We start from the raw sequence: 12,961 nt of genomic DNA, 5'->3' as shown, positions 1-12,961 counted from the left end.
GCTCACGCAGATCAGTCGAGAGAGGTCGGACCATCAGATGCTGGCCTCCGCCCAGCCAGCATCTTGAATCACAATCCTGCCCTACCGGGAATCCCAAACGATTCAATCAAGCTCGGAAACGCTCTAGTCCTCCCGCACTGGCGGCCACTGCTGGGCCGCATGCAGGACGCGCAAGATGGAAACGACGTGGATATCTTCAGCGTACACGACGATGTAGTTCGAACGCACGACCATTTCCCGCGTGCCATCGACACGGCCGAGACGATAGAGCTTCGGATGCTCAGGCAACTTTGACGCCTTTTCTTCTATGTCGTCCTTCAGCCGTTGGGCGGCATCGGGGTTGTCGTCGGAAATGAAATCGACAATCGCCAGCAGATCGGCGCGTGCGTCCTCGCGCCACTCAAGCCTTCGCACGGCGCTTCCTGTCGATCAGCGCCTGTGCCTCATCCATCACCTGCTGGTGCGGCACCGCCGGCCGGCTGTCGGCCAGGGCCTCGCGCACCTTGGCTCGAAACCATGCGTCATGGGCTTCCGGGTCCGCAGTCAGGCCCGCCGGCAACGCGCCCTCTTTTACGACGCGCGTGAGCAGAATCCGGACGGCGTCGGAAACCGTCAGGCCAACGCTGGCCAGCTTCTCGGTCGCGTCAGCCTTCAGCTTGTCGTCTATGCGGATGTGCAGCATAGAGGTTTGAGCGGCCATTCTCGATCCTCCTATATCGACGACATTATGTATCTCTTTTGAGAGACACTCAAGGCGGGGGTGACCAGGGCGGGCCCGCTATTGCCCCGCGTCGCCGGGGCGAAGAGCGTTGCCCCTGGGAAGCACAGTCCCGTGGGGGATGCTCACACCTTGACGAAGCGGTTGGCCTTGGCCTCCGCATTCATGTCCTTGCGCCGGAAATAGATCGCACGCCCGCAGCGGATCGGACTATGCCCCTGCACGATGATGATCTGCTCGTCCCTGCGCATCGACTGGGTGATCTCATGCGGCATGATGAGCGGCCGGCGCTGGAAGCTGACACTTTCCGAGCGACGGTTGCCATTGCTCGAGCTGCTCCAGCCCACATTGCGCGACTGGCCCTGAACCTCGACCGTCATCTCGCCGCACTGCGCCGAGACGTTGCGCGCCGTCTCCAGCGCCTTGATCGCGGCGTAGGAGGCGAAGGCGCAGCCATCGATCCACGACGTCGCGCCAGCTTTGCCGAAATGCTGCTCCAGCTGACCGACCGATTGGTACATCATCATCAGCGTGATGCCGTACTTGCGGCCGCGATCGCGGGCCTCTTCTAGGACCCGCATGTAGCCGAGCAGGTCCACCTCATCGAGCATGAAGAGGGCGCGGCGCGCGAAGGCGCCATCGGCCTGCACCATGGCGTTGAGCAGCGAGCCGATGATCACCCGGCCGATGCCGGGATAGGACCTCAGGATCGACGCCGGGATATTGAGGAAGACGTCCTTCTTGCCGGAGACGATGTCGCGCGACCTGAAGGCATTGCCGCAGACGAGGGCGGCGTAATTGTCGAGCGAGAGCCACTGCGTGTCCTTCGAGGCGGTGGAAAAGACGCCGCTGAACGTCTGCTCGGTCATGTTCGTGAACACGCCGAGCGTCTCGCGGATGAACGTGGACCCGGAGTGCTCGTGAATATCGCGGAGCATGGCGAGCACGGATGGCTCCGGCTCGGACACGATCTGGCGCAGGCTGCGCAGATTGCGTCGGCCGGCATATTCGGGCGAGAGCATCACGTGCGCCAGAAGCCCGGTCAGAAAGTTGTGCGCCTGGTTCTGGAAATAGGCGCCGGTCGAGGATTCGAAGCGCAGGCTCTCGGAGAGCAGCATGTGCGCGATGCCGACGATGTCCTCTTCCTTCTGCCGCGATCCCTCGATGCCGTCGAGCACGTTGAAGCCGGCGACCGGATTGGTGGGATCGAGCACCATGACCTCCCGGCCGAGCGCGCGCATGCGATGCTCGCGCACCATCGGCGCGACCTCGGTCGAGGGATCGAGGCAGATCAGCGGACCGGAATAGCGCAGGGCCGTGGGGACAACATTGCTCGTCGTCTTGAAGCCGCCGGAGCCGGCGAAAAACAGCATATGGGTGGAATCGAAATCCTGCTTGTAGGTCAGAAGCGGAGCATGTCCGCCCTGGCCCCAGGTGGACCGGTCCATGGGATCGAACGGCAGCTCGTGAACGATCTCCCGATCGACGCGATAGCGCTCGCCGATCACGATCTCCCCGTCCGCCGGGAACAGCCTCCCGGCCGCCGACAGGGACAGCCAGTCCGCATCGCCGAAAGCCGCCCGCTTCGCGCGCTTGACCGGATCGGGAACCACAACGGAGATGCGGGCCGCCACGGCCACGATCAGAAATCCAACGATGGCACCGACGACGGCGAAAGCATCGAGGTACGACAGCGCCCGGTCCCATGGGATGGTTCCGCTCTCGACGAACGGTCCGAGGCGGCCATATTCGCGCAAGGTGTAGAAGCCGGCCACGCCCAGAAAGCACAGGAGCGTCACCATGGCGATCGGCCGGCGCTGGTGCAGCGGCAGCGCCCAGACGGTCAGGAGCCCGGCGAGGGGACCCAGCAGAAGGGCAGGCAGCGGCGCCCCGCGCAGAAACCAATAGGCGATCTTGCTGGACATGCCCACGGCGAGATTCTGCCATCGCCAGCCGCTGACGAAGACCGTCATGGCCGTGACGGCGATCGGCACGAGAACATGGAGCAGCGTCGGGTTCAGACGCCCCTTCATGGTTCTTCTCCATGTTCCGGATCGGGCTCTGGCATGTCGTCGGCAGGGCGTTGCCTGAAGGCGTCTTGTCCAATCGCCTTCAGCCGCTCGTGCTCGTCGGAGCCGGGCGCGATGCGGCGCGCCTCGATCAGCGCGCCGAGCAGAAAGGCCCGATCAGCCTCCCCCAGTCCGGCGCGCACGACCAGTCCGCCCAGCAGGAATGTCTGGCGCGCGTCGCGTCTGCGTGCCTCGGTCATCATGGCTCTCCGCCGTCGCTCGAAACGGACGATCTCCTGATCGATCCGCCTAAGGAGCCGATGAACCGGCGGTCCCTTTGGCCTTGGCCCCTTTGCGAAATCGCGCGGCGATCTCCTCGCAGATGGCGTCGAGTTCCTCGTCCGGGATCTCCAGCTCCACCAGGCCGGCCTTGGCGGCGGCCCGCGCGAAGCGCTCACCCGCTTTAACGACCATAAATTTGCGACGTTCACGCAGCTTCTCGATCTGGGCGTCGATCTCGGAAAGTGACGACTTTACGCGCATAAAATGGCCTCGTCCCACGCTGGAAAAGCTCGAAGACGGTCGATTATATCGTCTCGTATAAGTGAGTTAAATAGGCTAATTTGTCAGTGAGCCGAAAGGCTCTCTGACGGCCGGCGCCCTTTGGGGCCGTCCGTTCGAAGCGGCATCGGCCCTGCGGTCTGATCTGTTTGGGGGCGCAATATACGTCGCGGGCGCGACGTGCTTGGAGGGAGTGGCGGCGGCAATGGCCATCATGTTCGTCAGGGCGCAGGTGATCAGCCGGGGGGCGGGACGCAGCATCGTCTCGGCCGCTGCCTATCGCCATCGCGCCCGGATGATGGACGAACAGGTCGGCACATCCTTCAGCTATCGGGGCGGAGCGTCCGAACTGGTGCATGAAGAGCTGGCGCTGCCGGACGACATCCCGGCCTGGCTCGAGGTAGCGATTGCCGGAAAGTCGGTAGCCGGGGCCAGCGAAGTGCTGTGGAATGCGGTCGACGTGTTCGAGAGGCGGGCGGACGCGCAGCTCGCCCGTGAGTTGATCATCGCGTTGCCGGAGGAGCTCAGCCGGGCCGAGAACATCGCGCTGATGCGCGAATTCGTGCAGGACAACTTCACATCGAAGGGCATGGTCGCCGACTGGGTCTATCACGACAAGGACGGCAACCCGCACGTCCATCTGATGACGATGCTGCGGCCGCTCGCGGCGGACGGCTTCGGTGCGAAGAAGGTCCCGGTGCTCGGGGAAGACGGACAGCCGCTCCGGGTGGTCACGCCCGATCGGCCCAATGGCAAGATTGTCTACAAGCTGTGGGCCGGCGACAAGGAAACCATGAAAGCGTGGAAGATCGCCTGGGCGGAAACCGCCAACCGGCATCTGGCGCTCGCCGGCCATGAGATCCGCCTCGACGGACGCTCCTATGCCGAGCAGGGCCGCGACGGGATTGCCCAGAAGCATCTGGGGCCGGAAAAGGCAGCGCTCGCCCGCAAGGGCGTCGAGATGTACTTCGCGCCGGCCGACCTCGCCCGGCGGCAGGAGATGGCCGATCGCCTTGCCGCCGATCCGGGCCTGCTCCTCCAGCAGCTCAGCAACGAACGGTCCACCTTTGATGAGCGCGATATGGCCCGCGCGCTCCATCGCTACGTCGATGATCCTGAGGATTTCGCCACGATCCGGGCCCGGCTGATGGCCTCGCCCGAGCTCGTCACGCTGCGCCCGCAGAAGCTCGATCCCGAGACGGGGAAGGCGGCGGAGCCAGCGATCTTCACGACGCGCGAGATGCTGCGCGTCGAGCACGGTATGGCCGGTTCCGTGGATAACCTCGCGCAGCGCGACGGCTTCGGTGTTGCTGCGGCGCGTGTCGCCGCGGCGATAAAGAGCGTCGGGAGCGGGGCGCCCGACAGGCCGTTCAAGCTCGACGCCGAACAGGTCGATGCCGTCCGTCACGTCACGTCGGACTCGGCGATCGCGGCCGTCGTCGGTCTCGCCGGTACCGGCAAATCGACGCTGCTCGCCGCCGCACGCATCGCCTGGGAAAGCGACGGGCGCCGGGTTCTCGGCGCGGCGCTCGCCGGCAAGGCGGCAGAGGGCCTGGAGGCCAGTTCCGGCATCACATCGCGCACGCTCGCGTCATGGGAACTGGCCTGGGCTGGCGAGCATGAACGCCTCGGGCGGGGCGACGTACTCGTCATCGACGAGGCCGGGATGGTGTCCTCGCAGCAGATGGCGCGGGTGCTGAAGATCGCCGAGGAGGCGCGGGCGAAGGTCGTTCTGGTGGGCGACGCCATGCAGCTCCAGCCGATCCAGGCCGGGGCCGCATTCCGGGCCATCGTGCAGCGGATCGGCTTTGCCGAGCTTGCCGGCGTCCGTCGCCAGCGGGAGGAATGGGCGCGCAATGCGTCCCGGCTGTTTGCGCGCGCCGAGGTCGAGACCGCCCTCGACGCCTATGCGCAGCATGGCCATATCATCGAGGCCGCGACACACGAGGCCGCCATCGGCCGGATCGTCACCGACTGGACCGAGGCCCGGCGCACGCTCGCCGGCAAGACATCGGCCGAGGGCGATCCCCAACCCCTGCGTGGGGACGAACTGCTCGTCCTCGCCCATACCAATGAGGACGTGAGGCGCCTCAACGATGCGCTGCGCAAAGTGCTGACCGACGACGGCGCGCTATCGGCGAGCCGCTCGTTCGCGACCGAACGCGGGACGCGCGAGTTCGCCGTTGGCGATCGCATCATCTTCCTGGAGAATGCGCGGTTCGTGGAGCCGCGGGCCAAGCACCTCGGGCCGCAGCACGTCAAGAACGGCATGCTCGGCACGGTGATGTCGAGCACCGACAAAAGCGGCCGGACACTCCTTGCGGTCCGCCTCGACAACGGGCGCGAGGTGGTCTTCGGCGAGGACACCTATCGCAACGTCGACCACGGCTATGCCGCGACCATCCACAAGGCCCAGGGCGCGACGGTGGACCGCACCTTCGTGCTCGCCACGGGCATGATGGACCAGCATCTGACCTATGTGGCGATGAGCCGTCACCGCGATCGGGCTGACCTCTATGCGGCCCAGGAGGACTTTGAGCCCCGTTCCGAATGGGGCCGGGTGGCGCGGGTCGATCACGCCGGCGGCGTCACGGGCGAGCTCGTCGAGACCGGTCGGGCGAAATTCCGTGAGGACGACGGTGTCGCTCCGAGCCCCTATGCCGATGTCCGGACCGAGGATGGAGCGACACGGCGGCAGTGGGGCGTCAGCCTGCCCGCCGCGCTCGAGAAGGGTGGCGTGAGCGTGGGAGACACCATCACCTTGCGCAAGGACGGCGTCGAGACCATCAGCGTGAGGATCCCGGTGACGGACGAGGAGACGGGTGAGAGGCGTCTTGAGGAGCGCCAGGTCGCGCGCAACGTCTGGACCGCGAAGCAGGTCGAAACCGCAGATGACCGCACAGAGCGCCTCGAACAGGAAAGCCATCGCCCGGGCCTCTTCAAGCAGCTGGTCGAGCGCCTGTCGCGATCGGGGGCAAAGACCACCACGCTCGACTATGAAAGCGAGCCCTCATACCAGGCGCACGCCCGTGACTTCGCGCGGCTGCGCGGTATCGACCAGTTCGCCGAGGCCGCGGCCGGGATGGAGGAGGGGACGGCGCAGTGGCTGGCGTGGCTGGCCGAGAAGCGGAGCGATCTGGGCAAGCTGTGGGAGCGGGCAAGCGTCGCGCTCGGCTTTGCGATCGCCCGCGAGCGCAGCGTCGTCTACAGCGACCAGCCTGTCGACAGGCTGGCCCGGGAGCCCGCCGATGCGGGCCGCTACCTGCTGGCGCCGGTGACGCGCTTTGCGCGACCGGTGGAAGAAGACGCGCGCTTGGCGCAGATCGCCTCGCCGGCGGTGAAGGAGCGGGAAGCGGCGCTGCGGCCGGTGCTGGAGCGGATCTACCGCGATCCCGAAGCGGCGATGACGAAGCTCCACGATCTGGCCTCCGCGTCGAAGACCGGTTCGCGGGCGCTCGGCGAGGTCCTGGCGCGGAGCCCGGAGCAGCTCGGCCTCCTGCGCGGCAGCGATGGCCTTGTCGACGGGGGGGCCGCGCGCCGCGAACGCGCCACGGCGCAGAAGGCTGTCACGGAGGAGCTGGTGCCGTTCGCCCGCGCCCATGCCGTGGCGTTCAAGAGGAGCGCGGCTTCGTTCGAGATCCGGGAGGAGCGGCGTCGCGCCTCGATGACGCTGTCGGTGCCCTTCCTCTCGGAGAGGGCGATGGCGCGGCTCGGCGAGATCGAGGCCGTGCGCGCGCACGGAGGGGCGGATGCCTATAAGACGGCCTTTGCCCTGGCCGCCGAGGATCGCGCGATCGTGCAGGAGATCAAGGCGGCCAACGAAGCATTGACCGCGCGCTTTGGTTGGAGCGCCTTCACCGAGAAAACCGACACCGTCGCGGAGCGCAATATGGCTGATCGCCTGCCGGAGGACATGGACCCGCAGAAGCGGGCGGAGCTGAAGACCCTGCTTGAGTCGGTGCGCAGGTTCGCCGGCGCCCAGCACCTGGTAGAGCGGCAGGATCGCTCGCGCATCGTCGCGCCGGCGCCCTATCAGTCCGACGCCGGGAACACCCTTCCGCCCATGCTTCCGGCGGTGACGGAATTCCGGCAGCCGGTGGAGGACGAGGCGCGGCAGCGGGCGCTGGACACTTCCCACTATCGGCAGCAGCGGGCCGCGCTTGGGGCGATCGCATCGCGCATCTGGCGTGACCCGGCGGCCGCGGTCGGGAAGATCGAGGACCTCATCGTCAAAGGCTTCGCGGCGGAGCGCATCGCGGCCGCCATGTCCAATGCGCCCGATGCCTATGGCGCTGTGCGAGGCTCGGGCCGGATGATGGATCGGCTGCTCGCCACCGGCCGTGAGCGCAAGGAGGCCCTTGCCGCGCTCCCCGCCGCGGCGGCGGAGCTGCGGGCGCTCGGCTCAGCCTATGGCGGAGCGCTCGAGGCCGAGGTGAAGACGATCGCCGAGGAGCGACGGCTGATGGCGGTCGCCATCCCTGGCCTCTCGAGGCCGGCGCAGGAGGCCTTGGGGCGGCTGACGGCCGAGGCGAAGCAGAATACCCGCGGCCTGAACGCCATGGTCGGCGCGCTCGATCCGAAGATCCGCGAGGAGTTCGCGGCCGTGAGCCAGGCGCTTGATACGCGCTTCGGGCGCAATGCGATCGCGCGCGGCGAGAAGGATGCGGCCAACCGCGTGCCGCCGGCGCATCGGGAGGCCTTCGAGACAATGCGCGCCTCGCTGCGCGTGCTGCAGCAGTCGGTCCGGATCGACGCCGACGAGAAGATCCTCTCCGAGCGGCGGATACGGACGATCAACCAGGCCAGAGGGCTCACCAGGTAGAGAAGGAGAAGGCCATGGATGTAGAGACCTTTCACGAGGCGATCGGCCGCACCGAGATCTCGATCGAGATCCTCAACCCACGATGCCGGCTATCGGTGAAATCCGACAATCCCATGCGTCCAGGTTCGTGGACCTGCCGAAAAATGACCTCCCGCTCCTCGCCACGGATGGCGCGCCATGAGCGGATGCGCCGCTCGTGTGTCCGGCGAATGCCCGCCCCAAGTTCGGGATGACGCCGGATCATCTCGTCGAAGATGGCGACGGATCGAAGGTCGGGTGCCGCTTGCAGGCCCGCGAGGCATTGCAGACGGAGTTCGCCAAGTTGCATCGCGCCAACAAGCGGTTACGATTCCGGCAAGAGTGCGCTTCGAAGGCGCGCATCATCGAGAGAGGAGGGTTCCATCCGGAGAGTTGTCGATTGATCGGGAAGCTGACGAGCGGCGCGCGCCGGTCTCGCCTCACATTTTGATGGACGCGAAGAAGACCGCGAAGAGACCGTCCATGACGATGACGAGGAAGATCGCCTTCACCACGGAGGCCGTCGTGTGCTGGCCGAGGGATTCGGCGCTGCCGCCCACCTTCAGGCCTTCAAGGCAGGCCACGAGGCCGATTGCCGCGGCCATGAAGGGCGCCTTGTACATGCCCACCTCGAACTGAGTGAGGTCGATGGCCTGCTTCAGGCGGTCGATGAAGACATTCGGGGTGATGCCGCCATAGAACCAGGCCACCAGGCCACCACCGATGAGCGCCGCCATCGAGCCCAGGAAGGTGAGCAACGGTAAGCCGATGATAAGCGCGAGAATGCGCGGCACCACCAGCACTTCGATGGGATCGAGGCCCATCACCTTGAGCGCATCCACCTCCTCGCGCATGCGCATGGAGCCGAGCTCTGCGGTGTAGGCACTACCTGAACGGCCGGCGATCATGATCGACACGATGAGCACGCCGAGCTCGCGAAGCACCAACACGCCCACCATGTCCACCACAAAGATGTCGGCGCCAAAACGGCGGAAGTGGAAGATGCTCTGCTGGGCGATGATGGAGCCGACGAGGAAGGTGATGAGCAGGATAATCGGAACGGCACGAAAGCCCACCCGGTCGAGTTGGGCGACCGTGGAGGTGAAGCGGAATGACCGCGGCCGTACCGCCACCCGCCCCATGGCCGAAACCACCGCGCCGATGAAATTAAGCAGGTCGAGCCCATCCTTGGCGGTGTTGACCACCTCATGGCCCAATCGCTCCAGGATGCCTTCGCTCCTCCGAGTCTGCGGATGCGGCCGGCTATCACTCCGCTCGAGTTCCTGCATGAGGCGCTGATAACGCGGGTCAAGACTGCTCACCTGCGGCACGCTGCCTTCTTGCTCCCACGCCCCGCACAGCCGCTCGAGGAGAATCGCTCCGAACGTGTCCATGCGAGTGATACCCGAAAGGTTTACAGACACCACTTTGGCATCGGCATGGGCGGCGCAGACGGCATCCACCTCCCGCTCAAGCACCTCGGCCTGTGCGGAGATCCATAACCCGTGCCCGGTCAGGATCAGTCGATCGCCTTGGGTCTCGACGGAAATCAACTGGGTCTGCGGCAACGCGACGTCTCCAGCATTTTTCTCGCATCGGCACCGAAACCGAAGAGCGCATCAAACAGATGTTCGCCCCTTCGAATTGCATCCGCCCCGCAAAGCGATGCCTCAACTGATGCAAAACTGCGCCGGCCGTTTTTCCATAGATGTCATCATGCCATTCTTTCGGTTTCTCATCCATGAAATAGTTCATTCGAATGAACTTATAAAATCTGTCGCTCCACCGTCGCGAAAGTGGCGCGAAAGACGAAGGTCAATCATCGCAATCTGACCGCCGCGGTCATAGACAGCCGGGACTTCCTGGCCGCCAAGCGCCGGGTCGAGATCGAGCCCCTGATGCCGGCCGGCGTGAAGGTCGCCTTCGCCGGCGGGCTCGACTGCAACGACTACCAGGCCATCTGGGACGTGCTCGACAAGGTGCATGCCAAGCATACCGACATGGTGCTGCTCCATGGCGGATCGACGAAGGGCGCGGAGTTCATCGCCTCGAGGTGGCCGATGCGCGCAAGGTGCCGCAAGTGTCCTTCAAGCCGGGCTGGACGCGGCACGCCAAGGCGGCGCCGTTCAAGCGCAATGATGAATTGCTCAAGGCGCTGCCGATTGGCGTCGTGGTCTTCCCGAGCTCCGGGACATCCCCCCAACGGCACGAAATCATGCACCGAAGCCGGCAGAAGCCAGCTTTGGTCAACATCCCACGAGCGAAACGTCTTGGCCATGTGTCAGTGAATCACGAGCTGACGTCCCCGTCGATCCCATTACTCGGACAGGCTCCTAGGAGCCTGTCCGAGTAATGGCTTTGTCGGGCAGGATTGGTGGGTCGATGGAGCGCGAACACTCGCTCACTTCCGGTTCTTTGCAAGCTTTGAGAGGTTGTGGGCCGTGCAGATCATTGCCCATTCGGCGCGGACGTGCTCGAGGCCTCGCAACAGGAACTGGCGGAAGCCTCTGGCCTGCTTGATCTGTCCGAAGACCGGCTCGACCACCTGTTTGCGGAGACGATAGCGACTTCGCCGCCCCGCGCGTCGGAGGGTTTCGGCCATTTCGCCCATCATGGGCGTCTTCGTCAGCCTGCGTCGCCCTGCGGCATGCGCCTCGCCATGGCGCGCCCGCCCCGGCGGCAGATAGGGTTTGATCCGGCGCTCCTTCATGGCCGCAAGGTTCGCCTCGGGGGCAAAGCCCGCATCGCCCGAGACCTCACGTGGCTTGCGTCCGAGATGGATGGAGATGTCGTCCACGAGCGGCACGAGCGCGCGATAGTCGGCCGAGGTGGTCACGAGCCGATGCGCCACGATGATCTGATGGGCTGCATCGACTGCGATCTGACCATTGTAGCCCTGGATGAAACCGTCGCGCGTCGGCAGGATGCGGCTGTCGGGATCGGTGAAGTTCTTCTGCGCCCGGTCGGGTGGCCCGCCATCCTCGCCTCGCAGCGCTCGGCCCTGCCAGCGCATGCCTGACGAGGCGCCCGGTCCGCTCTCGTCGTCCGGGTCTGGTGGATCGGCGGCTTCCGCTTCGAGGCCGGCCCTGGCGGCGCGGATCGCCTCCAGCCGGCGCTGCTTGTCGGCCATCCAGCCTGGCATCTCGTCGCCGCGCCGGTTCTCGCCGTGCTCACGATCCTCGGCCGTGTCGATCTCGTTCGCGCGGCCCAGCCAGCCCTCAACCTCAGCCGCCAGCGCCGGCTCGGCGGTCTTCATCCGGCCGTAGCTCATCGCCTTGTGGCGGGAGGCATTGGCCTTCAGCTTGGTCCCATCCACCGCCACATGACCGAACTGCACGAGCCCGGCAGCCCGGCACAGCCGCAGAACCTGCACGAACAGGTCAGACAGCGCCAGGAGGTGGCGCTTGCGAAAATCGGCGATGGTGCGGAAGTCCGGCCGGTTCAGCCCGGTCACCGCCATCACATCGACCCGCTCCTCGCAGGCGCGGGCAAGCTGCCGCGAAGAATACAGGCCCCGGCTGTAGCCGTAGAGCAGCAGCGCCACCATCATGCCGGGATGGTAAGGCGGATAACCCCGGTCCTCGGTGTAGATGTCGAGGATGGCCGAGAGATCAAGGCCCTCCCGCACCGTGTCCCGAACGAAATGCGCCTGGTGACCCGACGGCACAAAATCATGCACCGAAGCCGGCAGAAGCCAGCTTTGGTCAACATCCCACGAGCGAAACGTCTTGGCCATGTGTCAGTGAATCACGAGCTGACGTCCCCGTCGATCCCATTACTCGGACAGGCTCCTAGGTGTTTGGTCCCGGGGAGTCATGACGTTATTCTGAGCCGTGAGGCGGAGGAGATGTTATGGTAGAGGTTCTTCATGGCAGCGCCCGCACAACGCCGCGAGTTCGAGCCGAGCTCCAAGCGTCGCAAGAAAAGACCAGCGTCCTCGCCAAGCGATACGGCCTGAGCCGAACGACGGTTGCGAAGTGGCGGGCGCGGACATCGACGTCGGACGCTCCGATGGGTCACCGCGATCCCCGAAGCACGGTTCTTACTTTGGCCGAGGAAGCCGTGGTCGTTGAGTTCCGGCGCCGCACCCTCCTGCCGCTCGACGACGTTCTGGGCTGCCTGAAGGACACTCCGGCGCTCGGGCTCGCTTCGCGTCCGACCCGCTCCCGGTCCAGCATCAGCGCCACATCGTGGATCGTGCGGAACAGCATCAGCCGGACCTAGATGCCGTAATGGGCCTTCGAGAACGATCAGCGGGCTGAGGTTCGAACATGTCGACCCATCGACGTCGTGTCCTCCACCTCGCGGATGGGCGCGCTCGTCGCCTCGTTGTTCAGGGTGGCGAGGCGGATCAAAAGCTTGATGAACTGCTTGCGCTCGGCCGGAGTGAGCGGAGCCAGGAGGCGCTCCTGGACCCGCTCCACCGATGCCTCCGCGTTCTTCAGCAGCGCCGCCCCTTCGCCGGAGAGAAAGAGGAGCTTCTGGCGCTTGTCGTCCGCGCTCGCCTTGCGCTCCACGAGGTTGCGGCTCTCCAGCCGCTCGATGACATTGCCGATGGTGGAGCGGTCGAAGGCGATGAGCGAGGACAGGCGCGTCGCGTCGACCCCGGGCCGCTCCTCGATCGCCACCATGGCCGCATATTGGACCGGCGTCAGGTTGAACTCCGCGCATTCGTCGAGGAAGAGAGCCCACGAGATCTGATGCGCCCTGCGGATGAGGTGGCCCGGCTTCGAATAAAGGTCGCTCAGGGGCATCAAGAACAACTCCGGTTTGCGATGTGCGCGCGGTCGCGATGGGTGATTGACAGAATGCTGAACAATGGCAAGTTTGGCG

At 65.6% G+C, this 12,961-nt stretch carries 9 protein-coding genes and 3 pseudogenes; 3 read left to right on the top strand and 9 right to left on the bottom strand.

The window, feature by feature from the left end:
• Positions 1-123 precede the first annotated feature (123 nt).
• The 5 genes from ABLE93_RS22555 to ABLE93_RS22535 form a co-directional block, all read right to left on the bottom strand.
• A complete protein-coding gene (locus tag ABLE93_RS22555) occupies positions 124-414 on the bottom strand; it encodes a type II toxin-antitoxin system RelE/ParE family toxin (protein ID WP_011993101.1) in 291 nt (96 codons plus the stop codon).
• Positions 401-700 carry a type II toxin-antitoxin system RelB/DinJ family antitoxin gene (locus ABLE93_RS22550; RefSeq protein ID WP_348842010.1) on the bottom strand — a complete coding sequence of 100 codons (300 nt, stop codon included), beginning with the start codon at positions 698-700 and terminating at the stop codon, positions 401-403. Before ABLE93_RS22550 ends, ABLE93_RS22555 begins: the two co-directional genes overlap by 14 nt.
• Before the next feature lie 143 nt (positions 701-843).
• The gene (traG, locus tag ABLE93_RS22545) at positions 844-2,751 is read right to left on the bottom strand and encodes a Ti-type conjugative transfer system protein TraG (RefSeq protein ID WP_348842009.1); all 1,908 of its coding nucleotides are present in this window, start codon (positions 2,749-2,751) and stop codon (positions 844-846) included.
• Positions 2,748-2,987 carry a conjugal transfer protein TraD gene (locus ABLE93_RS22540; RefSeq protein ID WP_049776209.1) on the bottom strand — a complete coding sequence of 80 codons (240 nt, stop codon included), beginning with the start codon at positions 2,985-2,987 and terminating at the stop codon, positions 2,748-2,750. The genes traG and ABLE93_RS22540 overlap by 4 nt, the downstream gene beginning before the upstream one ends.
• Positions 2,988-3,036: 49 nt before the next feature.
• Positions 3,037-3,270 (bottom strand): TraC family protein, encoded by a 234-nt coding sequence (locus ABLE93_RS22535; RefSeq protein WP_348842008.1) that lies wholly within the window; start codon positions 3,268-3,270, stop codon positions 3,037-3,039.
• A 223-nt stretch (positions 3,271-3,493) separates the two neighbouring features.
• Here ABLE93_RS22535 and traA point away from each other — a divergent pair, with 223 nt between their 5' ends.
• Positions 3,494-8,110 (top strand): Ti-type conjugative transfer relaxase TraA, encoded by a 4,617-nt coding sequence (gene traA / locus ABLE93_RS22530; protein ID WP_348842007.1) that lies wholly within the window; start codon positions 3,494-3,496, stop codon positions 8,108-8,110.
• Positions 8,111-8,171: 61 nt separating this feature from the next.
• On the opposite strand, the pseudogene ABLE93_RS22525 reads toward traA, so the two are convergent.
• Positions 8,172-8,399 (bottom strand): annotated as a pseudogene (locus tag ABLE93_RS22525) (IS21 family transposase); the annotation flags it as partial.
• Between the two features lie 169 nt (positions 8,400-8,568).
• Positions 8,569-9,696, bottom strand: coding sequence for an MlaE family ABC transporter permease (locus ABLE93_RS22520; RefSeq protein WP_394030636.1), 1,128 nt, complete (start codon positions 9,694-9,696; stop codon positions 8,569-8,571).
• Between the two features lie 246 nt (positions 9,697-9,942).
• On the opposite strand from ABLE93_RS22520, the pseudogene ABLE93_RS22515 reads away from it, so the two are divergent.
• Positions 9,943-10,319: pseudogene (locus tag ABLE93_RS22515) on the top strand (DUF2493 domain-containing protein); the annotation flags it as partial.
• Between the two features lie 210 nt (positions 10,320-10,529).
• Here ABLE93_RS22515 and ABLE93_RS22510 read toward each other — a convergent pair.
• Complete coding sequence (locus ABLE93_RS22510) at positions 10,530-11,864, bottom strand: IS1182 family transposase (protein ID WP_348842006.1); 1,335 nt, start codon at positions 11,862-11,864, stop codon at positions 10,530-10,532.
• 116 nt (positions 11,865-11,980) lie between these two features.
• Here ABLE93_RS22510 and ABLE93_RS22505 point away from each other — a divergent pair.
• Positions 11,981-12,346: pseudogene (locus ABLE93_RS22505) on the top strand (IS481 family transposase); the annotation flags it as partial.
• Between the two features lie 32 nt (positions 12,347-12,378).
• Here ABLE93_RS22505 and ABLE93_RS22495 read toward each other — a convergent pair.
• The gene (locus ABLE93_RS22495) at positions 12,379-12,882 is read right to left on the bottom strand and encodes a MarR family winged helix-turn-helix transcriptional regulator (protein WP_348842005.1); all 504 of its coding nucleotides are present in this window, start codon (positions 12,880-12,882) and stop codon (positions 12,379-12,381) included.
• Between the last annotated feature and the right edge of the window lie 79 nt (positions 12,883-12,961).

The organism is Xanthobacter pollutisoli (assembly GCF_040044995.1).
Classification (GTDB): Bacteria; Pseudomonadota; Alphaproteobacteria; order Rhizobiales; family Xanthobacteraceae; genus Xanthobacter.
Note: the sequence above shows the minus strand (reverse complement) of the source record. Positions and strands in the feature narration are given on the sequence as shown.

What these genes read in the sequence shown, in the direction of transcription:
- ABLE93_RS22550 (WP_348842010.1), bottom strand. Translation starts at nt 700, where the DNA reads ATGGCCGCTCAAACCTCTATGCTGCACATCCGCATAGACGACAAGCTG.
- traG (WP_348842009.1), bottom strand. Translation starts at nt 2,751, where the DNA reads ATGAAGGGGCGTCTGAACCCGACGCTGCTCCATGTTCTCGTGCCGATC.
- ABLE93_RS22540 (WP_049776209.1), bottom strand. Translation starts at nt 2,987, where the DNA reads ATGACCGAGGCACGCAGACGCGACGCGCGCCAGACATTCCTGCTGGGC.
- ABLE93_RS22535 (WP_348842008.1), bottom strand. Translation starts at nt 3,270, where the DNA reads ATGCGCGTAAAGTCGTCACTTTCCGAGATCGACGCCCAGATCGAGAAG.
- traA (WP_348842007.1), top strand. Translation starts at nt 3,494, where the DNA reads ATGGCCATCATGTTCGTCAGGGCGCAGGTGATCAGCCGGGGGGCGGGA.
- ABLE93_RS22510 (WP_348842006.1), bottom strand. Translation starts at nt 11,864, where the DNA reads ATGGCCAAGACGTTTCGCTCGTGGGATGTTGACCAAAGCTGGCTTCTG.
- ABLE93_RS22495 (WP_348842005.1), bottom strand. Translation starts at nt 12,882, where the DNA reads ATGCCCCTGAGCGACCTTTATTCGAAGCCGGGCCACCTCATCCGCAGG.